Annotated in this window: 17 protein-coding genes and 3 rRNA genes; 10 read left to right on the top strand and 10 right to left on the bottom strand. The window is 68.7% G+C overall.

The window, feature by feature from the left end; genetic code table 11:
- Position 1: 1 nt before the first annotated feature.
- A complete protein-coding gene (locus tag MTO99_RS08825; protein ID WP_243558473.1) occupies positions 2-1114 on the top strand; it encodes an LLM class flavin-dependent oxidoreductase in 1113 nt (370 codons plus the stop codon).
- Here the strand turns inward: MTO99_RS08825 and MTO99_RS08820 are convergent.
- The 4 genes from MTO99_RS08820 to MTO99_RS08805 all read right to left on the bottom strand — a co-directional run bounded on the left by MTO99_RS08820 (position 1083) and on the right by MTO99_RS08805 (position 3902).
- Positions 1083-2264, bottom strand: a complete 1182-nt coding sequence (locus MTO99_RS08820) for a cation:proton antiporter (RefSeq protein ID WP_243558471.1) — start codon at positions 2262-2264, stop codon at positions 1083-1085. The genes MTO99_RS08825 and MTO99_RS08820 overlap by 32 nt on opposite strands.
- 11 nt (positions 2265-2275) lie before the next feature.
- Positions 2276-2770: a cation:proton antiporter regulatory subunit gene (locus MTO99_RS08815; protein ID WP_243558469.1), complete on the bottom strand. Its 495-nt coding sequence runs from the start codon at positions 2768-2770 to the stop codon at positions 2276-2278.
- A 62-nt stretch (positions 2771-2832) separates the two neighbouring features.
- A complete protein-coding gene (locus MTO99_RS08810) occupies positions 2833-3729 on the bottom strand; it encodes an alanyl-tRNA editing protein (RefSeq protein ID WP_243558467.1) in 897 nt (298 codons plus the stop codon).
- The gene (locus MTO99_RS08805) at positions 3726-3902 is read right to left on the bottom strand and encodes a hypothetical protein (protein WP_243558465.1); all 177 of its coding nucleotides are present in this window, start codon (positions 3900-3902) and stop codon (positions 3726-3728) included. Before MTO99_RS08805 ends, MTO99_RS08810 begins: the two co-directional genes overlap by 4 nt.
- Before the next feature lie 119 nt (positions 3903-4021).
- Here MTO99_RS08805 and MTO99_RS08800 point away from each other — a divergent pair, with 119 nt between their 5' ends.
- Complete coding sequence (locus tag MTO99_RS08800; RefSeq protein ID WP_243558463.1) at positions 4022-4927, top strand: fructosamine kinase family protein; 906 nt, start codon at positions 4022-4024, stop codon at positions 4925-4927.
- 34 nt (positions 4928-4961) lie between these two features.
- Here the strand turns inward: MTO99_RS08800 and MTO99_RS08795 are convergent, their stop codons facing one another.
- From MTO99_RS08795 to MTO99_RS08780, 4 genes are all read right to left on the bottom strand, one after another.
- Positions 4962-6116: an acyl-CoA dehydrogenase family protein gene (locus tag MTO99_RS08795; protein WP_243558461.1), complete on the bottom strand. Its 1155-nt coding sequence runs from the start codon at positions 6114-6116 to the stop codon at positions 4962-4964.
- Between the two features lie 52 nt (positions 6117-6168).
- Positions 6169-7098 (bottom strand): DUF4349 domain-containing protein, encoded by a 930-nt coding sequence (locus MTO99_RS08790; protein ID WP_243558459.1) that lies wholly within the window; start codon positions 7096-7098, stop codon positions 6169-6171.
- Positions 7099-7228: 130 nt separating this feature from the next.
- Positions 7229-8071, bottom strand: coding sequence for an aldo/keto reductase (locus tag MTO99_RS08785; RefSeq protein WP_243558456.1), 843 nt, complete (start codon positions 8069-8071; stop codon positions 7229-7231).
- Between the two features lie 27 nt (positions 8072-8098).
- Complete coding sequence (locus MTO99_RS08780) at positions 8099-9307, bottom strand: MFS transporter (RefSeq protein ID WP_243558455.1); 1209 nt, start codon at positions 9305-9307, stop codon at positions 8099-8101.
- Positions 9308-9379: 72 nt separating this feature from the next.
- Between MTO99_RS08780 and MTO99_RS08775 the strand changes: the two genes are divergently transcribed.
- Together MTO99_RS08775 and MTO99_RS08770 are read left to right on the top strand one after the other, a co-directional pair.
- Positions 9380-9745 (top strand): ArsR/SmtB family transcription factor, encoded by a 366-nt coding sequence (locus tag MTO99_RS08775; protein ID WP_243558453.1) that lies wholly within the window; start codon positions 9380-9382, stop codon positions 9743-9745.
- Positions 9742-10242, top strand: a complete 501-nt coding sequence (locus tag MTO99_RS08770; protein ID WP_243558451.1) for an SRPBCC family protein — start codon at positions 9742-9744, stop codon at positions 10240-10242. Before MTO99_RS08775 ends, MTO99_RS08770 begins: the two co-directional genes overlap by 4 nt.
- On the opposite strand, the gene hrpA is transcribed toward MTO99_RS08770, so the two are convergent.
- Positions 10232-14404, bottom strand: a complete 4173-nt coding sequence (gene hrpA, locus MTO99_RS08765) for an ATP-dependent RNA helicase HrpA (RefSeq protein ID WP_256461052.1) — start codon at positions 14402-14404, stop codon at positions 10232-10234. The genes MTO99_RS08770 and hrpA overlap by 11 nt on opposite strands.
- An 11-nt stretch (positions 14405-14415) precedes the next feature.
- Here hrpA and MTO99_RS08760 point away from each other — a divergent pair, with 11 nt between their 5' ends.
- From MTO99_RS08760 to pnuC, 6 genes are all read left to right on the top strand, one after another.
- The gene (locus MTO99_RS08760) at positions 14416-15255 is read left to right on the top strand and encodes an aldo/keto reductase (protein WP_243558448.1); all 840 of its coding nucleotides are present in this window, start codon (positions 14416-14418) and stop codon (positions 15253-15255) included.
- A 602-nt stretch (positions 15256-15857) separates the two neighbouring features.
- Positions 15858-17386 (top strand): 16S ribosomal RNA (locus tag MTO99_RS08755).
- Positions 17387-17838: 452 nt separating this feature from the next.
- Positions 17839-20948, top strand: a 23S ribosomal RNA gene (locus MTO99_RS08750).
- A 160-nt stretch (positions 20949-21108) separates the two neighbouring features.
- Positions 21109-21225: ribosomal RNA gene (gene rrf, locus MTO99_RS08745) — 5S ribosomal RNA — on the top strand.
- Together the 16S, 23S and 5S rRNA genes form the textbook arrangement of a ribosomal RNA operon.
- A 103-nt stretch (positions 21226-21328) precedes the next feature.
- Positions 21329-23200: a thioredoxin domain-containing protein gene (locus MTO99_RS08740; protein ID WP_243558447.1), complete on the top strand. Its 1872-nt coding sequence runs from the start codon at positions 21329-21331 to the stop codon at positions 23198-23200.
- Positions 23197-23883, top strand: a complete 687-nt coding sequence (pnuC, locus tag MTO99_RS08735) for a nicotinamide riboside transporter PnuC (protein ID WP_243558446.1) — start codon at positions 23197-23199, stop codon at positions 23881-23883. The genes MTO99_RS08740 and pnuC overlap by 4 nt, the downstream gene beginning before the upstream one ends.
- Here pnuC and MTO99_RS08730 read toward each other — a convergent pair.
- Positions 23834-24166, bottom strand: a complete 333-nt coding sequence (locus tag MTO99_RS08730) for a hypothetical protein (protein WP_243558445.1) — start codon at positions 24164-24166, stop codon at positions 23834-23836. The two genes, pnuC and MTO99_RS08730, sit on opposite strands and share 50 nt — an antisense overlap.
- Positions 24167-24284 lie beyond the last annotated feature (118 nt).

Raw genomic sequence — 24284 nt, 5'->3', positions numbered from 1 at the left:
GATGACTCGCCACTACGAGTTCGGGCTCGACACGTTCGGCGATGTGACGCTCGGCCCCGACGGCGAGGTGCTCCCGCACGCCCGGGTGCTGCGCAACGTCGTCGAAGAGGCCGTTGCCGCCGACCGGCTCGGCCTCGATTTCTTCGGCATCGGTGAGCACCACCGCCACGAGTTCGCCGTCTCCGCGCCCGACGTCGTGCTGGCCGCGATCGCGAGCCGGACCGAGCGGATCCATCTCGGCTCCGCCGTGACGGTGTTGAGCAGCGACGACCCCGTGCGCGTGTTCCAGCGGTTCTCGACGCTCGACGCGGTCTCGAACGGGCGGGCCGAGGTCATCCTGGGCCGAGGGTCGTTCATCGAGTCGTTCCCGCTGTTCGGCTACGACCTCAGCCAGTACCAGGAGCTGTTCGAAGAGAAGCTGCAGCTGTTCGCCGCCCTGCTCACCCAGGAGCCGGTGACCTGGACGGGCACCCTGCGCCCGCCGCTGACCGACCAGCTCGTCTACCCGCCGGTCGAGCACGGCCGGCTGAAGACCTGGGTCGGCGTCGGCGGCAGCCCCGAGTCGGTCGTGCGCGCCGCGCACTACGGCCTGCCGCTCGTGCTCGCCATCATCGGCGGCAGCCCGGCCCGCTTCGCGCCGCTCGCCGACCTGTACCGTCGGGCGCTCGAGCAGTTCGGCCACGAACCGCAGCCGATCGCGGTGCACTCGCCCGGCATCGTCGCCGAGACCGACGAGGCGGCGCTCGACACGCTCTGGCCGCACTACGAGGTCATCATCAACCGCATCGGCCGCGAGCGCGGCTGGGGTCCGGCGACCCGCGCGCACTTCGAGGCCGAGGCGAGCGAGCACGGCGCGCTGTACGCCGGTTCACCCGAGACGGTCGCGACGAAGATCGCCGCGGCGATGCGCTCCATCGGGGCGACCCGGTTCGACCTGAAGTACTCGAACGGCACGCTGCCGCACGAGGTCATGATGGAGACGATCGAGCGGTACGCGACCCAGGTGGTGCCCCGCGTGCGCGAGCTCCTCGCCGAGGCCGACGCAGACGACGCAGCTGCCGACGCCGGCTCGGATGCATCCGCTACACCGGCGGACGCACCGCCTGCTTCCTGACCGCCGCGCGGAACCAAGCGGCATCGGGCAGGCGCGTGAGGAACGTGCCGGCGAGGATGGTGATGAGCACGTACGCCGTCGCGAGCGGGGCGAGCTGCGGCGTCACCCCGGCGCCGACCGCCAGCCCCGCGATCACGATCGAGAACTCGCCGCGCGGCGTGAGGGCGAAGCCCGCCCGCCACTGACCCAGCAGGCCGACACCGGCGCGCCGCGCCGCGTACATGCCGGTGAGCACCTTCGTCGCGATCGTGACGACGGCCAGGGCGAGGGCGGGCAACAGCATCGACACCAGGTCGGACCAGTCCGTCGTCAGCCCGAAGAACACGAAGAAGATCGCCGCGAACAGGTCGCGCAGCGGCGTGAGCACCTGGCTCGCGTTCTCGGCCACCCGGCCCGACAGCGCGATGCCCACGAGGAACGCTCCCACCGCGGCCGACACGCTGACCTCGGCGGCGAGCCCGGCGACGAGCATCGTGAGGCCGAGCACGCCGAGCAGCAGCGGTTCGAAGTCGTCGGCCGGGAAGAGCCGCGACACGACGTGCCCGTGGCGCAGCGCGATGTAGAGGATGACGGCGACCACCGCCACGGCGATCGCGACCGAGATCGCACCCTGCACGAGGCTCACGCCCACGACGATCGCCGAGAGCACCGGCAGGTAGAACGCCATCGCGAGGTCTTCGATCACGAGCACGGCGAGCACCCCCGGCGTCTCGCGGTTCGAGAGCCGCCCGAGGTCGCGCAGCAGCTTCGCGATCACCCCCGACGATGACACCCAGGTGACGCCCGCGAGCGCGACGGCCGCCACCGGTCCCCAGCCGAGCACCAGTGCGAACGCGGCACCGGGCAGGGCGTTCAGCAGGCCGTCGACGAGGCCAGCGGCGCGCGAGGACTTGAGGCCGCCGAACAGCTCCTCCGCGGTGTACTCCAGGCCGAGCAGCGCCAGCAGCAGGATGACGCCGATCTCGGAGCCGACCTGGAAGAACTCCTCGCTCGCGTCGAGCGGCAGCACGCCGCCCTCCCCGAACGCGAGGCCGAGCAGCAGGTACACCGGGATCGGCGAGACGCCGAAGCGGATCGCGAGGCGCCCGAGCAGGCTCATGCCGAGAAGCAGCGCGCCGACTTCGATCAGGAGCAGCGTGGTCTCGTGCATGGAGGCGCCGCTCAGCCGGGACCGTTGGCGAGCAGACGCGAGACGCCGTCGAGGCCTTCGCGCGTGCCGACCGCGACGATCACATCGCCGGGCCGCAGCGGCTCGGTCGGCGTGGGCGACGGGATCACTGCACCGTCGCGGACGATCGCCACGATCGAGGCGTGCGTGCGGGTGCGCGCCTTCGTGTCGCCCAGCGTGCGGTTCAGGTAGGGGGAATCGGTCGGAAGCGCGATCTGCTCGGTGTAGAGCCCGGCCGTCTCGTCGGAGAGACTGGTCAACCGGCTCAGCATCACCGAGGCGCCGAGCACGTCGGCCAGTGCCGCCGCCTCGTCGTCGTTCAGCGGGATGCTGTCGCGACAGGCGTCGGGGTCGTCGGCGTCGAACAGGCCGAGGTCGCGTTCACCGTCGCGGTGCGACACGACGCTGATGCGCCGCCCGCCCTCGGTCACCAGGTCGTGGCGCCAGCCGATGCCCGGCAGGTCGACCTTCTCGATGCGAATTCCCACGGCGGCAAGTGTAACCCCGCGCAGGGGTGTCGGCGGCACGGTGCGGGCGCGCCGCCCGCCGTTCAGTCGCGGCGCGTCGCGGAGGTGCGCAGCTCCAGCAGGGCGGTGCCGCCGTCCTCGAGGAGCGCGAGCTCCGCGTCGACGGCCGCGAACTCGGCGAGGGATGCCACGTGCGTGCCGCCGCACGGAATGCGCGCCGTACCGCCCGGCAGCTCGCACACCCACTCGCGCAGGTCGGTGAGGCCGTCACCGCCGCGCTCGACCCGAACGGATGCCCCGGTGGCGACCCATTCGGCGAGCTGCGCCGTCATGGCGGCCCGGACATCATCGAGCTGCGCGGGAAGCCCGGCGATGTCGAAGCCCTTGCGACGCAGCGACGAGTTCAGCCGGAACCGATCGATCGAGCCGTTCGGCACGATGGTGGACGTCTGGATCGCGGCCTGATCGAAGTCGGGGGAGCCGAGCGCGTCGGTGCGGAACTCCTTCGACCAGTTGCCGGCCACCGCCCGGTTCAGGGCGAGCGCGGCCAGGTGACAGGCCGTGTGCCCGGCGGACAACTCGGCGCGAAGCGCAGCATCCGCCTCGATCTCGACCTCGTCGCCTTCGGCGACCGGCGCGTCGGCGGCGACCAGGTGCGCGACGACGAACGCCCAGCCCTCGGTGCCGCGCCGCACGGGCACGTCGGCGCCGAGGTGCAGCACGTCGCCGTCGGTCGCTCCGACCACCGCGTCGAGCACCTCGATCGCGGACGCGGTGCCCGCGCCGCCGTCCAGGACGCGCAGCACCGCGCGGTCGGCGGGCTGGTCGGGCCAGGATGCGTCCACCGGGTGACAGCTCGTGGCGGCGGTGATCACGGCGAGCCGGCCGTCGGCCGTGGCCTCGACGTGCACCACGCGCGAACGGGCGACGAGGTCGCCCGCGGGATAGATGACGATCGTGTCGGCGACCGGCAGGGTCACCGTCCGCCGCCCCGACCGAGCACCGTCGTCGGGATGGCGAGGGCGATCGCCACGCACAGGATGCCCGCGAAGAAGACCGGCGCCTGGAACCCGGGCACCGTCTCGGCGATGCCGAACAGCCACAGGCCGAACACGAAGATCGCCATCGCGATCAGGAACAGGACGCCGTTCATCTGCACTCCCTACGGTCAGCGGCGCGAGCACGGCCGCGCCGTCAGTCTATCGAGGCCGCGAGATCGGATTCCGCGTCGTCCGGTTGCACCGGGGCGACGCACCGCGACAGGCTGGGCGGGTGCGCGAGGACAGCAGCGGGGTTCCCGATTCCACGTCGATCCTGTCCGAGCGGCTGCGCGCGGCCGGCATGACCGGCATCGACTCGATCGAACCGGTGACCGGCGGACTCGCGGCCGCTGCCGGCCTCGCCCGCACCGCGGGAGGAACGACCGTGTTCGTCAAGGCCTTCGCCGAGACCCCGTCCGACGACGCCTTCGACACGGAGGCCGAGGGGCTTCACGCGCTCCGCACGCTCGGCGACATCGCGACCCCCGACGTGGTGCTCGCGACCCGCGACGTGCTCGTGCTGTCCGCGCTGCCGCCGCGGCCGAGCACCGAGGACTTCTGGGTGCGGTTCGCGCACGAGCTCGCCCGGATGCACTCCACGACCGCCCACGATCGGTTCGGCTGGCACCGCGACAACTGGCTGGGCCGACGTCGCCAGGTCAACGCGTGGGAGGACGACGGCTTCGAGTTCTTCGCCCGGCACCGCCTGCTGCGGTGGCTCGAGGAGCCCCGGGTGCACGCGGCGCTCGATGCGGCGGATCGCGCGGCGCTCGAGCATCTCTGCGCGCGACTGCCCGAGTTGCTGCCGAAGCGCGCCGCGTGCCTCACGCACGGCGACCTGTGGGCGCAGAACGTCATGGCCGCACCCGACGGGCGACCCGCGCTGATCGACCCGGCCGTCTCGTACACGTGGGCGGAGGTCGACCTGGCGCACCTGTGGACGACGGCGCCGCCGCCCGAGGCGCGCGCCTTCTTCGACCGCTACGCCGAGTTGACGTCGCTCGATGCCGGATGGCGCGAGCGCATGCCGATCATCCAGCTGCGCCAGCACCTCGCCGTGATCGCGCAGTTCGACGACGACTGGGGCGCCGCCGACACGGTGCGGGCCACGCTCGCCCCGTTCCGCCGTCGCGCCTGACGGCGGGGAAAGCAGCGAGTCGGCCCGGTCTCCCTCAGCCCACCGGCCCCAGCCATGCGTTCGCGATGGTCGAGTGCGCCGATTCGTCGTCGGAGGGGTGGAAGATGCCGGCGAGCACGTCGCGATACAACCGCCCGAGCTCGGACCCCGTGAAATAGGTCGACCCGCCGGCCACCCGCACCGCCTGGTCGACGACGTGTTTCGCGGTCTCGGTGGCCCGCACCTTGGCGCCCGAGAGCTTGGCGTACCAGAGCGCTCCGTGGTCGACGAGGGCGTCGACGTCGCGGGCGAGCGACACGAGCTGCGGCTCGATCGCGTCGTGCGCGAGGGCGGCGTCGGCGACGCGCCAGCGGATGTCGGGGTCCTCCGAGAGCGGGCGCCCGTCGTGCTTCATCGAGGTGCGTCGGCGCGCTGCGGCGACCGCGAGGTCGAGTGCCCGCCCGCCGATGCCGGTGTACACGGCTCCGAGGAGCAGTTCGAAGCACGCGAAGATGCCGAAGATGAACGGGTCGGCGTTCGGCCCCGGGTCGAGCCGCCGAACGATGCGGTCGGGTGCGGCGTAGGCGCCGTCGAGCACCGTCGTTCGGCTCTGGCTCGCGCGCATGCCGAGCGTGTCCCAGTCGTCGAGGATGCGCACGTCGGGGTCGTCGCGGTCGATGAAGCCGTAGACGATCTTCGGCGCGTCAGGCGACGCGGTGTCGAGGCCCATCGTGCCGAGCCGCGTCCACGCGGGCGAGAGCGAGGTGAAGATCTTGCGGCCCGTGTACCGGTAGCCGCCGTCGGCCTGCGGGTCGGCGGCCGTGCGCGAGCCGAACAGCATGAGGTCGTTGCCCGCTTCCGAGATGCCGAAGCCGAACACCTCGCCCGCGCCCGCCTCGCGCTGGAGGAACTCGAGCGTGTCGTCGCCGCGATCGCGCAGCACCTTCGCGACACCGGTCCACACGAGGTGCATGTTCACCGCGAGCGCGGTCGCGGGCGCGGCCCCGCCGAGTCGCATCTGCGCGCGCACCGCGTCGTCGAGACCCCAGCCGAGCCCGCCGAATTCCTCGGGAACCAGCGCCCGCAGGTACCCGGCCTCGCGCAGGTCGCGCAGATCGTCGTCGAAGAAGGCGTTGCGCGCGTCGTAGTCGGCGGCGCGGTCGCGGATCCGGTCCAGCAGGTCGTCGTCGAGCAGCGTCTCGGGCGTCACGCCGCCAGCCTACGCCGGGCGCACCCCTCTGCGCCCGGCGTCGGGCGGGTGCTCAGTGACCGGATGCCTCGTCGGCCGGTTGCGGCTCGGGCGCCGTCGTGGCATCCGATCCCCGGCGACGCGACCGGGTGATCGCGAGCACGATGCCGAGCACGATCGCGCCGAGCAGGGCGAGCGCGGCGAGCCACGGCAGCAGCGCGCCGATCACGACGAGCAGGCCCGAACCGAACGCGACCAGGGCGGTCCAACCGGCCACGAGGCCGTCCCAGAACGTCGCGGGCTCGGGCACCGGGGCGACGTCTTCGGTCACGAGTTCGAGCGACAGCGTCGAGAAGTCGACCTGGTCGACGAGCGCGTCGCGCTGTGCGGTGAGGCCGTCGAGCTCCGACTGGCGGGTGGTGAGCTCCGACTCGATCTCGATGAGGTCGGCGGTGGTCGTCGCCTGCCCGATGAGCGCCTCGAGCCGGTCGACCGATGCGCTGAGCGCCTCGATGCGGGCATCGAGGTCGGCGCGCTGCTGGGTGACGTCGGCCGCGTCGAGCGACACCGAGTTCACCGTGCCGAGCTCCCGCAGATCGTCGACGACGGCGTCGAGCCGCTCGACCGGGATGCGCAGGGTGAGTCGGGCGCGAGGCGACTGGGTGCCGCTGCCGGGCGTCTCGCTGCGGTGGTCGACGCGGCCGCCGGCTGCTGTCGCGAGCTGGGCGGCCTCTTCGGCGGCGGCGATCGGGTCGTCGGCGGTGACCGACATCCGGCCGGTCCTGATGACGCTGCGGTTCTCGTCCGGCGCGGCGAGCTCGACCCCGCCGACGTCACCGGCCTCGCTCTGCTCGACGGCGGGCAGGTCGGGCACCGCGCCGCTGTCCGACGAGGCGGGCGCGCCCATGCTCGAGCACCCCGCGAAGAGCAGAACGGTGAGTGCGGCGATCCCCGCCGCCGGGGCGAGCCGTCGGGCCGCCGATCGTATCGCTGCAGGTCTCATGCGGCCAGGCTATTGGCGGGCCCGGGCCGGGTGAAGACGCCTGAGGCGACGGTCCGATCACGGTTCGATTCCGCTTCGGAAACGATCGCCGCCCCACCCCAACCATTCCCGGCCATCGGGCGTTCCGCGGTCAGTCGGAGTCGGGGTCGCGGCCGGTGCGCTCACCGGTCTCGAGCGCCGCGATCGCGGCGAGGTCGTCGGCGTCGAGCTCGAATCCGAACACGTCGAGGTTCTCGCGGATGCGCTCGGGGCTCGACGCCTTCGGGATCACCACGTTGCCGAGCTGGAGGTGCCAGCGCAGCACGATCTGCGCGGGCGTGCGCCCGTGCTTCGCGGCGAGCCGGTCGAGGGCGGCGTCGCCGAGCACCCGGCCTCGGGCGAGCGGTGACCAGGCCTCGGTCAGGATGCCCCGCTCGGTGTCGAACGTGCGCACCGCGTGCTGCGGCAGCCAGGGGTGCAGCTCGACCTGGTCGATCACGGGCGCCACGCCGGTCTCGTCGACGAGCCGTTCGATGTGGTGCGGGTGGAAGTTCGACACCCCGATCGACCGCACCCGGCCCTCGTCGCGCAGCCGGATGAGCGCCCGCCACGTGTCGACGTACCGATCCTGCGACGGCACCGGCCAGTGGATGAGGTACAGGTCGAGCACGTCGAGGCCGAGCCGGCCCATGGACGCGTCGAACGCGCGCAGCGTCTCGTCGAAGCCGTGGTCGTCGTTCCACACCTTCGTCGTGACGAACAGCTCGTCGCGCGGCACGGGCGCGCGACGCACGGCACGGCCGACGCCTTCCTCGTTGCCGTACAGCGTCGCCGTGTCGAGGTGCCGGTAGCCCGCTGCGACGGCCGCGAGCGCGAGCCGCTCGGCGTCGTCGGCGGGCACCTTGTACAGGCCGTACCCGAGCTGCGGGATGCGATGGCCGTCGTGCATGCGCACGAGCGGCGCGAGGGGCAGGGGATCGCTGGTCTGAGACATCCGTACCGTCCTGTTCAGCTCGTCGGATCAGCTGGGCGTCAGCGGCACCGGCTCGGTGTCGGGAATCGGCGAGGCGTCGCGGCCGCGCAGGTCGGGATGCCACCGGCGCCCGATGACGCCCGCCAGCGTCGCGAGCCCGGCGAGCACCGCCGCCGCCCAGAACGCCCCGACCGCGGTGTAGCCGTCGATGAGGAAGCCCGCGAGCGCAGACCCGAGGGCCGCGCCGATCAGCTGCCCGGTGCCGACCCAGCCGTACGCCTCGGCGGTGTCCGAGAACTTCACGCTCGCCGACACGATCGCGAACAGCACCGCGAGCGCGGGCGCGATGCCGATGCCGGCGACCAGCAGCGTGACCGACAGCCACGGCAGGTTCATGCCGAAGGCGGCGAGCGACATGCCGACGAACACGATGAGCATGCGCCGCGCGGTCGCCCACGGGCCGATCTGCACGTGGCCGAGCAGGAGGCCGCCGGCGAGGCTGCCGATGGAGAAGATCGCGAGCACGATGCCGGCCTCGGCGCCGTCGTGGCCGAACACCGCGACCACGCCGGCTTCGACGGCGGCGCACGCGCCGATCATCAGGAACCCGACGACGGTCGCGAGCAGCACCGCGGGCCGGGCGAGCACCGCGCCCAGCCGGCGCTTCGAGCGGGGGATGCGCACCCGCCCGAGCTCGGGCGACGAGATGAACCAGATGCCGCCGACGACCATCATCACGGCTGCGAGCAGGATGCCCCAGATCGTGCCGATCTGCGTCGACACGAACGTGGTGACCACGGGGCCGACGACCCAGATGATCTCCTGCGCCGACGCGTCGAGCGAGAACAGGGGGGTGAGCTGGCGCGAGTTGACCATCTTCGGGTAGATCGTGCGCACCGCCGACTGCACGGGCGGGGTCGCGAGGCCCCCGATGAGGCCGATCACCATGTATGCGGGAAGGTTCGGCGGGATGACGCCGATCGCGACGACCGAGGTCGCGCAGATCACGAGCGTGGTGATGAGCACCGGCCGCATGCCGAGGCGCCCCATCAGCCGGCTCGTGAGCGGGCCGGCGACGGCCTGCCCGATCGAGGTCGCGGCGAGCACGAGCCCGGCGGCGCCGTACGAGTCGAGTTGCCGTTCGACGTGCAGCAGGAACGCGAGCGAGAGCATCCCCGAGGGGAATCGTGCCGTGAGCTGTGCGGCGATGATCCGCGCGACGCCCGGCACCCTCAGCAGTTCGCCGTACCCTCCCACGATCGTCGAGTCTATCGGGCGGTCAAGATATCAGCCCTGGCGAATATACGTGCAAACAGATACGATCGGGCCGTGCACGCACTCGACGTCCTCGGCGACCCGGTACGCCGGCGCATCCTCGAATTGCTCGCCGACGGCGAGCGTCCCGCCGGCGACGTGGTCGACGCCATCGGCGCCGAGTTCGGCATCACGCAGCCTGCGGTATCTCGGCACCTGCGCATCCTCCGCGAACAGGGGTTCGCGAACGCGAGGCCGGCCGGTGCGCGTCGCCTGTACGCCCTCGATCACGACGGCGTCGATCGCGCGGCCGCCGCCGTCGAGCGGTACCGCGTCCAGTGGGGCCGCACGCTCGACGCGCTGCACACCGAGGTCGCGCGCGGCGCGCGCGACCGCAGACGAGCGGCCACGACGTCGCACCCCGGGAAGGAGCGACCATGACCCCCGACGACTGCCGCATCGAACGCGCCGGCGACGCCTGGCGACTGCAGCTCGAAGAGCGCTACGCCACCGACGTCGACGATCTCTGGCAGGCGATCACCGACCCGGGTCGGCTGGCCCGGTTCATGGCGCCGTACCGCGGCGAGTTCCGCGTGGGCGGCACGTGGGAGGCGATCGGCAGCAGCGGCGACGTCTACTGCGTCGGGGTCGTGCGGGCGTGCGATCCGCCGCGCGGCTTCACCACGACCTGGCAGGTCCGCGGCGAGCCCGAGACCCGACTCGAGGTCCGGCTCGTGCCCGATGGCGACGGCACCCGGCTCGTGCTGCGCCACGACGGGATCAGCGACCCCGAGTACGGTCCCGGGTGGCACGTCTACCTCGAGGCGCTGGGCCGATACCTCGACGACCCGATCGCGCACGCCGAGCGCGACGACGCCTGGTGGGATGCCCGCTTCGCCGAGATCGCGCCCGCCTACGAGCCGCGGTTCACGAGCTGAGCGCCTTGCGGATGCGCTGGATCGACACCGCCTCCGCGGTGCGCAGCTCCTGCGCGAACAGCGAGACGCGCAGCTCTTCGAGCATCCAGCGCACCCGCACGAGCCGCGGGTCGGCGTCGGGGTCGATCGGGATGCGCCCGCCGGCATCGGCGAACGTCTTCGTCGCCTCCTCGACCTCGGTGAGCGAGCGGCGGTCGCGCCCGGGGTCGTCCTGCAGCTTGCGCACGCGCAGGATGATCGCCTCGAGGTACCGCGGCAGGTGCCGCAGCCGGTCGAGGCCGGTCGCCGAGACGAATCCGGCGGGCACCAGCGATTCGAGTTGGCTGCGGGCGTCGGCGAGCGGCGACATGAGGGTGAGGCTCGCGGCCTTCGAGATCGCTTTGTCGGCTTCGCGGGCGAGCTTCAGGATGCGCGCCGCGAGCGCCGCGGTCTCGAACATGCGGTCCATGACGACCGCCGCGACGGCATCGCGCACGGCGTCGAACTCCGCGCGGGTGCGCAGCAGCCCGTCGGGGTGCCGGGCGCGCAGCTCGGCGTCGACGACCGCGAGCAGGGCGTCGTCGAGCAGTGCCCGCGGCCCGGCGTACGCGCTCGCCGCGAGGGCGAGCTTCTCCTCGTTCGAGAGGTGCTCCTGCACGTAGGCGACCGGCGAGGGCGTCGCGAGCACGAGCAGCCGGCGGACGCCGCGTCGCGATGCGCGGTCGCGCTCCTCGGCGGTCGGCAGCAGCCGCAGCGAGACGGATGCCCCGTCGTCGACGATCGCCGGGTACGCGCGCACCACGTTGCCGCCCCGCCGGGTGTCGACGTGCGCCGGCAGCGCGTCCCACTCCCACGCGGTGCGACCGGTCGCCTCGGCGAACCCGCCGGTGTCGTCGGGCAGGTCGGATGCCACGGGCCCGCGCCGCCCGCCGTCGCGGCGCGCGGCCGCGGCATCCGACCGGCCGAAGGTCGCGGCGACCGCCTTGCCTGCGCGATCCGCGAGCCGCGCCTGGAGCGCGGCGAGGTCCTTGTCGCTGCCGGCCGTGCGGCCGCGATCGTCGACCGCGCGGAACGTCACCCGCAGGTGCGGCGGCACCCGGTCGAGGTCGAAGTCGTCGGCCGTGACCGGGGCGAACGTGAGCCGCTTGATGACGGCGGCGACGACCGCGGCGAACGGTTCGCGAGCGGTGCCGCGCTCGGGGCCGTCGGGGAGCTCGGCCGAGATCTTCGCCGCCCACTCGGCGGCCGGAACCACCTGCCGCCGCAGCACCTTCGGCAGGGTGCGCAGCATCGCGGTGACGAGCTCGTCGCGCAGCCCGGGCACCTGCCAGTCGAAGCCCGTCGCGTCCAGGCGCGGCAGCAGCACGAGCGGCACGATCACCGTCACCCCGTCGTCGGCGGCGCCGGGTTCGAACCGGTAGGCGAGCTTCAGGGTCTGGTCGCCCTGGCGCCACCGGTCGGGGAACCCGTCGTCGCGGGTCTCGGGCTCCTCGCCGAGCAGGTCGGCGGCGGTCATGGTGAGCAGGTCGGGCTGCCGGCGCTGCTCGCCGCGCCACCAGCGCTCGAACGAGCGCGTGTCGGTGACGTCGGCCGGGACGCGGGCGTCGTAGAAGGCGACGACCGCTTCGTCGCCGACCAGGATGTCGCGCCGCCGCGTCCGCTCCTCGAGTTCGCCGAGCTCACGGCGCAGGTCGCGGTTGCGCCGCACGAAGGCGAACACCCGCTTGTCGAGCGTGCCCCAGTCCCAGTCCTCCTCGACGAGCGCGTGGCGGACGAACAGGTCGCGCGCGAGCGCGGCGTCGACCCGGGCGAGCTGGATGCGCCGCTTCGGCACGATCGGCACGCCGAACAGCACGACCTTCTCGTCGGCGACGGCGGCGCCCTGCTTGCGCTCCCAGCGCGGCGAGCTGAACGAGCGTTTGGCGAGCGGGCCGGCCAGCGGCTCGGCCCACGCCGGGTCGATCGCCGCGTTCATCCGCGCGAAGAGGCGGCTGGTCTCGACGAGCTCGGCGCTCATGAGCGCCTGCGGCGGCTTCTTCGCGAGCGCCGAACCCGGGAACACGGCGAACCGGGTACCGCGCGCGCCCAGGAACTCGGCGATCTGCCGGCGGCCCTTGCGCTCGGCCTCGCGGGCCTGCCCGGCCCCGCCGCGGCCCGAGGAGGTACGCGCGTCGTCGCGGATGCCGAGCTGCGACAGCAGCCCCGCGAGCAGCGCTCGGTGGATGCCGTCGGGGTTCGACGCGACCCCGCCCGCCGAGCCGGTCGAAGCGGCCACGTGCAGCCCGAGCGGCTTCGCGAGCCGCACGAGCTGGCGGTACAGGTCCTGCCACTCGCGGATCCGCAGGTAGTTCAGATACTCGGCCTTGCAGAGCCGGCGGAACGCGCTGCCCGAGAGTTCGCGCTGGCGCTCCTCGAGGTGGTTCCAGAGGTTCAGCAGGGTGAGGAAGTCGCTGGTCGGGTCGACGAACCGAGCGTGCGCGGCGGTCGCCTGCTCGCGCTGCTCGAGCGGACGCTCGCGCGGATCCTGGATGGTGAGCCCGGCGACGATGGCGAGCACCTCGCGGCTGACGCCCTGCGCCTTCGACTCGAGCACCATGCGTGCGAAGCGCGGCTCGATCGGCAGTCGCGCGAGCTGCCGCCCGATCCGCGTGAGCCGCGGCCCCTCGCTCCCTGAGCCTGTCGAGCTCCCTGAGCCTGCGGAGCTCCCGGAGCCTGTCGAGCTCCCTGAGCCTGTCGAGCTCCCTGAGCCTGCGGAGCTCCCTGAGCCTGTCGAAGGGAGCCCGTCCTCCAGCGCCCCCAGCTCCCGCAGCAGCTCGAGCCCGTCCCGCACGCCGCGCGCGTCGGGCGGCGTGAGGAACGGGAACTCCTCGACCGCGCCGAGTCCGAGCGACGCCATCTGCAGGATGACCGCCGCCAGGTTGGTGCGCAGGATCTCGGGGTCGGTGAACTCGGGCCGCCGATCGAAGTCGTCCTCGGAGTACAGCCGGATCGCGATGCCGTCGCTCGTGCGCCCCGACCGCCCCGATCGCTGGTTCGCCGACGCCTGCGAGATGGGCTCGATCGGCAGGCGCTGCACCTTCGAACGCACCGAGTAGCGGCTGATGCGCGCGGTGCCGGCGTCGATCACGTACCGGATGCCCGGCACGGTCAGGCTCGTCTCCGCCACGTTGGTCGCCAGCACGACCCGCCGTCGCACCCCGGCGACCTTCGACGGCTCGAACACGCGGTGCTGGTCGGCGGCGCTCAGCCGGCCGTAGAGCGGCAGCACCTCGGTGAGCCCGGCCGCACCGCGCCGGGTCGTGTGTGCGCGTACGGCCTGCTCGGCGTCGCGGATCTCGCCCTCGCCGCTCAGGAACACGAGGACGTCGCCCGGCGCCTCGCGGTCGAGTTCGTCGAGCGCGTCGAGGATGCCCCGCTGCACATCGCGATCCTCCTCGGCCGCGCCCTCATCGTCGTCGCCATCGGTCCCTGAGCCCGTCGAAGGGCCGCGCTCGGCGACCAACGGCCGGTACCGCACCTCGACCGGATACGTGCGCCCCGACACCTCGATCACGGGAGCCGGCCGCTCCGAAGCATCCGCGAAATGCCTCGCGAAGCTCTCGGGGTCGATGGTCGCGCTCGTGATGATCACCTTGAGGTCGGGCCGCCGGGGGAGCAGCCGCTTCAGATACCCGAGCAGGAAGTCGATGTTGAGGCTGCGCTCGTGCGCCTCGTCGATGATGATCGTGTCGTACCGCCGCAGCTCGCGATCGCGGTGGATCTCGTTCAGCAGGATCCCGTCGGTCATCACCTTGATGGCGGTCTGCTCGCTCACCCGGTCGGTGAAGCGCACCTGGTAGCCGACGAGGTCGCCGACCTCGCTGCCGAGCTCCTCGGCGACCCGCTCGGCGATGGTGCGCGCCGCGATGCGGCGCGGCTGGGTGTGCGCGATCGAGGTGCGCCCGAGCTCGAGGCAGATCTTCGGCAGCTGCGTCGTCTTGCCCGACCCGGTGGCACCGGCGACGATGACCACCTGGTGCTCGCGGACGGCGCGCGCGATCTCCTCCCGCTGCGCGGAGACGGGCAGCTCGGGAGGGTAGGAGATCACGGGGATCGCGGCGGGCATAGCGTTCCATCGTACGGCGGCCGCGGTCGCGTGATCGCGGACTGCGAACGGGCTGTCGGATGCCGCGACCCGCGTGATGGGATGGGCGGATGACCGATTCCACCGTTCCCCGCGTGCAGCTCAACGACGGCCACTCCATCCCGCAGCTCGGGTTCGGGGTGTTCAAGGTCGACCCCGACGAGACCCGGCGCATCGTGACCGACGCGCTCGAGGTCGGCTACCGCCATCTCGACACCGCCCGCATCTACGGCAACGAGGAGGGGGTGGGCCGGGCGATCGCCGAATCGGGCGTTCCCCGCGAGGACCTGTACGTCACCACGAAACTCTGGAACGACGACCAGGGCGGATTCGACTCGGTGTCCGACGCGTTCGAGCGCAGCCTCGAGCGGCTGGGGCTCGAGTACGTCGACCTCTACCTGATCCACTGGCCGAGTCCGGCGCGCGACCGCTATGTCGAGACGTGGAAGGGCTTCGAGCGTCTGCGCGAGACCGGTCGCGTGCGTTCGATCGGCGTCTCGAACTTCCTGCCGCACCATCTCGAGCGCCTGCTCGCCGAGACCGAGGTCGTGCCGGCGGTCGACCAGATCGAGCTGCACCCGTACCACCAGCAGCCCGGCACGGCCGCGTTCGCTGCGGAGCACGGCATCGCGATCGAGGCGTGGGGTCCGCTGGGCCAGGGCAAGTACCCGCTGCTCGAACTGCCCGAGATCACCGCGGCCGCTGCCGCGCACGGCAAGACGCCGGCGCAGGTCGTGATCCGGTGGCACCTGCAGCGCGGGCACATCCTGTTCCCGAAGTCGAACCGCCGCGCGCGGATGGCCGAGAACTTCGACGTCTTCGACTTCGCGCTCGACGAGGCCGAGATGGCGGCCATCACCGGGCTCGAGCGGGAGGGTCGCGTGAGCGCGCACCCCGACGAGGTCGACTGACAGGCGGCCGACTCGACGAGCGCGGGAGGCGGAGTATCCGATCGGATGCCCCGCCTCCCGCGTGTTTCCGGGGATCTCGGGCTGATCGGAGCGTGCCCGGCGGATGCGACACGCCCGGGATGCACGCCCGATTTGGCCGGATGCCGCACCGCCGCGTAACTTATTCCATGTCGCCGCGGCGAGCGAGAGAGCGAAAAGCTCCTGGCAAGCAAGCGAGCGAAGATCTTAGCCAAATAACCTCGAAGGCGCAGCATTGCGACTCGGTGATTTCAAGCCTAAGATTGAACCTCCACTCCGATCCCGAATCCGGTTCTGAAGCCGGCTGGTTCCGACCAGTCTCGGGAGGCTGTGAAACAGCCGCGAGGAACGGGACTTCGGTTCCAGTTGCTCGGCAGCGGGTGGTATGGTTGACAGGTTGCCCTGGGGGCAGGCCGAGAGGCTGAAACCCCGGTGCGTCCGTTTCTTGAGAACTCAACAGCGTGCACTATGTTCAATGCCAATTTTTTGAACCCTGGCCTGCCTCTTTTTGGGGTGGGTGGGATTCCTTTGATTGATGGACAATTTGGCGAGAGTCAGTTGTTTCTCTGTCAGTGATTGAATTTTTTTTGGAGAGTTTGATCCTGGCTCAGGACGAACGCTGGCGGCGTGCTTAACACATGCAAGTCGAACGATGAAGCCTCACTTGTGGGGTGGATTAGTGGCGAACGGGTGAGTAACACGTGAGTAACCTGCCCTGGACTCTGGGATAACCCCGAGAAATCGGAGCTAATACCGGATATGACCCTGGATCGCATGGTTCGGGGTGGAAAGTTTTTTCGGTCTGGGATGGACTCGCGGCCTATCAGCTTGTTGGTGAGGTAATGGCTCACCAAGGCGTCGACGGGTAGCCGGCCTGAGAGGGTGACCGGCCACACTGGGACTGAGACACGGCCCAGACTCCTACGGGAGGCAGCAGTGGGGAATATTGCACAATGGGCGCAAGCCTGATGCAGCAACGCCGCGTGAGGGATGACGGCCTTCGGGTTGTAAACCTCTTTTAGTAAGGAAGAAGGGGCCTTGTGCCTTGACGGTACTTGCAGAAAAAGGACCGGCTAACTACGTGCCAGCAGCCGCGGTAATACGTAGGGTCCGAGCGTTGTCCGGAATTATTGGGCGTAAAGAGCTCGTAGGCGGTTTGTCGCGTCTGCTGTGAAATCTAGAGGCTCAACCTCTAGCCTGCAGTGGGTACGGGCAGACTTGAGTGGTGTAGGGGAGACTGGAATTCCTGGTGTAGCGGTGGAATGCGCAGATATCAGGAGGAACACCGATGGCGAAGGCAGGTCTCTGGGCACTTACTGACGCTGAGGAGCGAAAGCGTGGGGAGCGAACAGGATTAGATACCCTGGTAGTCCACGCCGTAAACGTTGGGCGCTAGATGTGGGGACCTTTCCACGGTTTCCGTGTCGTAGCTAACGCATTAAGCGCCCCGCCTGGGGAGTACGGCCGCAAGGCTAAAACTCAAAGGAATTGACGGGGGCCCGCACAAGCGGCGGAGCATGCGGATTAATTCGATGCAACGCGAAGAACCTTACCAAGGCTTGACATGACCGAGAACGCGCCAGAAATGGTGAACTCTTTGGACACTCGGTTACAGGTGGTGCATGGTTGTCGTCAGCTCGTGTCGTGAGATGTTGGGTTAAGTCCCGCAACGAGCGCAACCCTCGTCGCATGTTGCCAGCACGTAATGGTGGGGACTCATGTGAGACTGCCGGGGTCAACTCGGAGGAAGGTGGGGATGACGTCAAATCATCATGCCCCTTATGTCTTGGGCTTCACGCATGCTACAATGGCCGGTACAAAGGGCTGCGATGTCGTAAGGCGGAGCGAATCCCAAAAAGCCGGTCTCAGTTCGGATTGAGGTCTGCAACTCGACCTCATGAAGTCGGAGTCGCTAGTAATCGCAGATCAGCAACGCTGCGGTGAATACGTTCCCGGGCCTTGTACACACCGCCCGTCAAGTCATGAAAGTCGGTAACACCCGAAGCCGGTGGCCCAACCCTTGTGGAGGGAGCCGTCGAAGGTGGGATCGGTGATTAGGACTAAGTCGTAACAAGGTAGCCGTACCGGAAGGTGCGGCTGGATCACCTCCTTTCTAAGGAGCACTGGACCAGCTTGCTGGTTCCAGGAGGCCCATTGCAGGGCGAATGTTCCTGCTGGGTGCTCATGGGTGGAACATTGACATAGGCATCGATCGCAAGCGTGTTGATTCAGTACGCCGGCCCTTCGGGGTTGGTTGGAACGGTCGGGGCGGGCGGGGTCGGTGCGTGCACGCTGTTGGGTCCTGAGGGACCGGGCGCGACCTTTCGGGGTTGGCGGGTTTCTTCAGGCCTTCATGAAGCATCACCGGTTGGTGGTGTGGGGTGGGGGTTCTGGCCGTCTGTTGAGAACTACATAGTGGACGCGAGCATCTTAGAAACAACCTTGTTGTTGTTTCGGATTTGTTCTGCAGCATCTTCTCTCTTTGGGGGGAGGGTGTTGTTGACTTATTCATTGGTCGCCGCCGGCCCTTTCGGGGGTTGGTGGTTTCTTTGAACTCATGTGTGGTTTCAAGTTTCTAAGAGCGAACGGTGGATGCCTTGGCATCTGGAGCCGAAGAAGGACGTCGTAATCTGCGATAAGCCTCGGGGAGTTGATAAACGAGCTGTGATCCGAGGATTTCCGAATGGGGAAACCCCGCCAGGCCCTTTGGGTGACCTGGTGACTCCCGCCTGAATGTATAGGGCGGGTAGAGGGAACGTGGGGAAGTGAAACATCTCAGTACCCACAGGAAGAGAAAACAACCGTGATTCCGTGAGTAGTGGCGAGCGAAAGCGGAAGAGGCCAAACCGGTCATGTGTGATACCCGGCAGGGGTTGCATGGTCGGGGTTGTGGGACCTTTCGGGCTGTTCTGCCGGACAGCCGCGGTGATTGTGCATGGTATAGGCGAACCGGATTGAAAGCCGGACCGGAGTGGGTGTGAGTCCCGTAGCCGAAATGTCGTGCCGCCCGGAGAGGTATCCCAAGTAGCACGGGGCCCGAGAAATCCCGTGTGAATCTGCCAGGACCACCTGGTAAGCCTAAATACTCCCAGATGACCGATAGCGGACAAGTACCGTGAGGGAAAGGTGAAAAGTACCCCGGGAGGGGAGTGAAATAGTACCTGAAACCGTTCGCTTACAATCCGTCGGAGCAGCCTTGTAGCTGTGACGGCGTGCCTTTTGAAGAATGAGCCTGCGAGTTAGTGATTTGTGGCGAGGTTAACCCGTGTGGGGTAGCCGTAGCGAAAGCGAGTCTGAATAGGGCGATTCAGTCGCAGGTCCTAGACCCGAAGCGAAGTGATCTATCCATGGCCAGGTTGAAGCGACGGTAAGACGTCGTGGAGGACCGAACCCACTTCAGTTGAAAATGGAGGGGATGAGCTGTGGATAGGGGTGAAAGGCCAATCAAACTTCGTGATAGCTGGTTCTCTCCGAAATGCATTTAGGTGCAGCGTTGCGTGTTTCTTGCCGGAGGTAGAGCTACTGGATGGCCGATGGGCCCCAACAGGTTACTGACGTCAGCCAAACTCCGAATGCCGGTAAGTGAGAGCGCAGCAGTGAGACGGTGGGGGATAAGCTTCATCGTCGAGAGGGAAACAACCCAGACCACCGACTAAGGCCCCTAAGCGTGTGCTAAGTGGGAAAGGATGTGGAGTTGCACAGACAACCAGGAGGTTGGCTTAGAAGCAGCCACCCTTGAAAGAGTGCGTAATAGCTCACTGGTCAAGTGATTCCGCGCCGACAATGTAACGGGGCTCAAGCACACCGCCGAAGTCGTGGGATTCGCATTATCGATAGGCCTTCGTGGTCCAGTCGTGCGGATCGGTAGGAGAGCGTCGTGTGCCGGGTGAAGCGGCGGAGTGATCCAGCCGTGGACGGCACACGAGTGAGAATGCAGGCATGAGTAGCGAAAGACGGGTGAGAAACCCGTCCTCCGGAAGACCAAGGGTTCCAGGGTCAAGCTAATCTTCCCTGGGTAAGTCGGGACCTAAGGCGAGGCCGACAGGCGTAGTCGATGGACAACGGGTTGATATTCCCGTACCGGCGAAGAACCGCCCACACCAATCCAGTAATGCTAACCATCCGAACCATCACACCGTTCCCTTCGGGGGGCATCGTGGTGGGGAGCGTGGGACCCGGTCTGGTGCGGTGAGCGTATTAACAGGTGTGACGCAGGAAGGTAGCCCAACCCGGGCGATGGTTGACCCGGGGCAAGCGTGTAGGCCGAACCGTAGGCAAATCCGCGGTTCATGATGGCTGAGACGCGATGCGGATGAAAAGTGGGTGATCCTATGCTGCCGAGAAAAGCATCGACGCGAGGTTCCAGCCGCCCGTACCCCAAACCGACTCAGGTGGTCAGGTAGAGAATACCGAGGAGATCGAGAGAATCGTGGTTAAGGAACTCGGCAAAATGCCCCCGTAACTTCGGGAGAAGGGGGGCCCGAAACGTGAACCCACTTGCTGGGGGAAGCGTGGAGTGGCCGCAGAGACCAGTGGGAAGCGACTGTTTACTAAAAACACAGGTCCGTGCCAAGTCGCAAGACGATGTATACGGACTGACGCCTGCCCGGTGCTGGAAGGTTAAGAGGACCGGTTAGCCGCAAGGCGAAGCTGAGAATTTAAGCCCCAGTAAACGGCGGTGGTAACTATAACCATCCTAAGGTAGCGAAATTCCTTGTCGGGTAAGTTCCGACCTGCACGAATGGCGTAACGACTTCCCAGCTGTCTCAACCGCGAACTCGGCGAAATTGCACTACGAGTAAAGATGCTCGTTACGCGCAGCAGGACGGAAAGACCCCGTGACCTTTACTACAGCTTGGTATTGGTGTTCGGTGTGGCTTGTGTAGGATAGGTGGGAGACTTTGAAGCGGGCACGCCAGTGTTCGTGGAGTCGTTGTTGAAATACCACTCTGGTCACTCTGGATGTCTAACTTCGAACCGTGATCCGGTTCAGGGACAGTGCCTGGTGGGTAGTTTAACTGGGGCGGTTGCCTCCCAAAAAGTAACGGAGGCGCCCAAAGGTTCCCTCAACCTGGTTGGCAATCAGGTGGCGAGTGTAAGTGCACAAGGGAGCTTGACTGTGAGACTGACAGGTCGAGCAGGGACGAAAGTCGGGACTAGTGATCCGGCAGTGGCTTGTGGAAGCGCTGTCGCTCAACGGATAAAAGGTACCTCGGGGATAACAGGCTGATCTTGCCCAAGAGTCCATATCGACGGCATGGTTTGGCACCTCGATGTCGGCTCGTCGCATCCTGGGGCTGGAGTAGGTCCCAAGGGTTGGGCTGTTCGCCCATTAAAGCGGTACGCGAGCTGGGTTTAGAACGTCGTGAGACAGTTCGGTCCCTATCCGCTGCGCGCGTAGGAAATTTGAGAGGATCTGACCCTAGTACGAGAGGACCGGGTTGGACGAACCTCTGGTGTGCCAGTTGTTCCGCCAGGAGCACCGCTGGTTAGCTACGTTCGGGATGGATAACCGCTGAAAGCATCTAAGCGGGAAGCCGGCCTCGAGATGAGATTTCCATCCCCTTCGGGGGGAGAGGCTCCCAGTAGACGACTGGGTTGATAGGCCGGATGTGGAAGCAAGGACTAACGACTTGTGCAGCTGACCGGTACTAATAAGCCAACAACTTGACAACCACCCAGTTCGAAGAATTTCCTGGTTGCTCGCGTCCACTCTGTGGTTCCCTTCAGACGGAAACCCAACACACAATCGAACAGTGCACACAGTTCGAAACACAGACCACCAACCCCCACCCCCGGAGAAACACCCGGGACAGGACACGTTGGTTCTAGAGTTTCGGCGGCCATAGCGTCAGGGAAACGCCCGGACACATTCCGAACCCGGAAGCTAAGACTGACAGCGCCGATGGTACTGCAGGGGCGACCCTGTGGGAGAGTAGGACACCGCCGGACATACTTTCAAGAAGAGCCGCCCAGAGATGGGCGGCTCTTCTTGGTTAACCTCCCGTGTGCAGCCCGCGCCGGTGCCGGTCGATCGCGGGCATACGCTGGTCGCATGGCTGAGCGACTCGCGGACGCGGTGAGCCCGTACCTGCGGGCGCATGCCGGCAACCCGGTGGACTGGTACCCGTGGGGCGAGGAGGCGTTCTCGGCCGCGGTCGAACGGGATGTGCCGGTCATGATCTCGATCGGCTACGCGACCTGCCACTGGTGCCATGTGATGGCCCGGGAGAGCTTCGGCGATCCGGAGGTCGCCGCGCTGATCGACGAACGGTTCGTGGCGATCAAGGTCGATCGCGAGGAGCACCCCGAGGTCGACGGCGCGTACCTCGCCGCCGCGAGCGCGTTCACGCGCCAGCTCGGCTGGCCGCTGACGGTGTTCGCCGATCCGAAGGGTCGGGCGTTCTACGCCGGCACGTACTTCCCGCCGCGTGCCGTGGGCGGGGTTCCGGCGTTCCGGGATGTGCTGCTCGCGGTCGACGAGGCGTGGCGCGAACGGCGGGACGAACTCGACGCCACCGCGTCGGCCGTCGCCGAGGCGCTGGCGGAGGCATCCGTCTTCGGTCCCGAGACCGCGCTGCCCGAGCGCGCCGTACTCGAGCAGGCCGCTGCGCAACTCGCTGCCGGCGAGGACCCGGTGCACGGCGGTTTCGGCGGGGCGCCGAAGTTCCCGGTCGCCCCGGTGCTGGGGTTCCTGGCGGGCATGGGCGGCGAGCCGCGGGCGCTCGCGCGGCGGACCCTGCTGCGCATGGGCGCCTCGCCGCTGCGGGACCCGGTGGACGGCGGGTTCTTCCGGTACGCGACGCGAGCCGACTGGAGCGAGCCGCACTACGAGCGGATGCTGTCGGACAACGCCTTGCTGCTGGGCCTCGCGGCGGAGCTCGTCGCCGACGCGCGGCGCTCGGGCTCGACCGACGCACCGCGGCTCGAGGCGCTCGCCCGCGACCTGGTGCGGTTCCTGCTCGACACGATGCGGCTTCCGGGTGGCGGCTTCGCGAGCGCGCAGGATTCGGAGAGCACGATCGACGGCCTGCGCAACGAGGGCGGGTACTACGCGCGCGACCGGATCGGTCGCGAGGGGCTGGAGCCGCCGCCGCTGGACGAGAAGGTCCTCACGGGATGGAACGGGCTCGCGGTCGGCGCCCTGGCACGGGCCGGGGCGGTGCTCGGCGACGAGCGGGTGATCACGGCAGGCCGGGAGACGGCCGACTGGCTGCTCGAGCACCACCGCGGAGCGGACGGGAGGCTGCTGCGCGCGTCGCGCGACGGCATCGCGTCGACCGCGACCGCGACGTTGGAGGACTCCGGCATGCTCGCCGGCGGTCTGCTCGAGGTCGCCCTGGCCACCGGCGAGGCGCGCTACGCGGCAGCCGCACGCGACCTGGTCGATGCGGCGATCGAGGCCGGCGCCGGGACATCCGTGTTCGCCGCACCCGACGGCGCCGACCCGGTGCTGGCCGCCCGCGGGCTCGCGCTGCCCGCGGATCCGGCGGAGGGCGCCGCGCCCTCGGGCATCACGACCATCACCGACGCGGCCCGGCTGCTGCACGCGCTCGGGGCCGGCGATCGCTACCGGGAGGCCGCGGAGCGGGCGGCATCCGCGCTCGTCGACCACGCGCTCGCGCGCCCCATCGCATTCGGCGGCACGCTGCGCCTGCTCGTCGATCTCGGCACTCCGCTGGTGCAGGTGGTCACCGTCATCGCGGCGCCCGGCGACGCGGCGGAGCTCGTCGACGAGACGCGTCGGCACGAGGCATCCGTCGCCGTCGTCGTGACCGACGCGCAGGCCGCCGCCTTCGCCGAAGCCGGATTCGAGCTGTTCGAGGCCCGGAGCTCGGGTGGCGACGCGCTCGCCTACCGGTGCGAGGCGTTCGTCTGCGCGCTGCCCGTCGGCGACGCCGACCGCCTGCGGAGCCTCGCCGCATGAACCCGATCGAGTGGCTGTTCGACGCGACCCTCGTGATCGGCGACCAGCAGATCCTCTGGCGCGAGATCGTCGGCAACCTGTTCGGGCTCGCGAGCGCGATCGGCGGGCTGCGGCGCAAGGTGTGGGCGTGGCCGGTCGGCATCGTCGGCAACCTGCTGCTGCTCACGGTGTTCCTCGGTGCGGTGTTCGGCACGCCGAACCCGGTGAACCTGCTCGGTCAGGCGGGCCGGCAGATCATGTTCATCACGGTGTCGGTCTACGGGTGGATCCGGTGGTCGCGGCACCGGCACGTCGCCGAGACGGCGGTCGACCCGCACTGGGCCGGCTGGAAGGTGCGGTTGGCACTGGTCGCCGTCATGCTCGGCGGCACGCTGCTGCTCACCCCCGTGTTCCGTGCGCTGGGCTCGTTCGAGCCGGTGTGGGCGGATGCGTGGATCTTCGTCGGGTCGCTGCTGGCGACCTGGGGCATGGCGAAGGGGTGGACCGAGTTCTGGCTGATCTGGGTCGCGGTCGACGCGGTCGGCGTGCCGCTCCTGATCAGCGCCGGATACTGGGCGTCGGCGACGCTCTACCTGGTGTACGGCGCGTTCACGATCTTCGGGTTCTTCACCTGGATGCGCGTGCAGCGGCGGACTACCAGCTCGACGGCACCCGATCGAGCATCGACCACACCGCGCGACTGAGCTCGGGGTGATCGGCCGCGATGTCGCGCAGCACCTCGAACTCGAACCTGGCCGCGTCGCCCGCCTTCGCGGTCGGGTGGTAGGCGCGAGCACGCGCGGGACTCCAGCGCTCGGAGTGCAGGCGCTCTTCACGGAGCGTGGCGACGACCTGCTCGTCGACGGAGGGCAGCTCGGGCAGGAACGCCCACGGGTCTTCGCCGAGCCGGCAGCGCAGCTCGATGAGCGCGGCCAGTTCGTCGCGCGCCTCTTGGCGGAGCTGTTCCAGTGTCGTCGACTGCGGCATCGCGACCTCCCCTCGCACTCTCGATGCTAGTCACGCTACGGGGTACGTGTGACGCAGGGGTTACGTCGGGCGTCGCCGGATGTCGTCACGGTGACGCGCGGATGACGGCGCGTGAAAC

It is taken from the genome of Agromyces larvae, assembly GCF_022811705.1.
Taxonomy (GTDB): domain Bacteria; phylum Actinomycetota; class Actinomycetes; order Actinomycetales; family Microbacteriaceae; genus Agromyces; species Agromyces larvae.
This window is presented reverse-complemented; position numbering and strand designations above follow the sequence as displayed.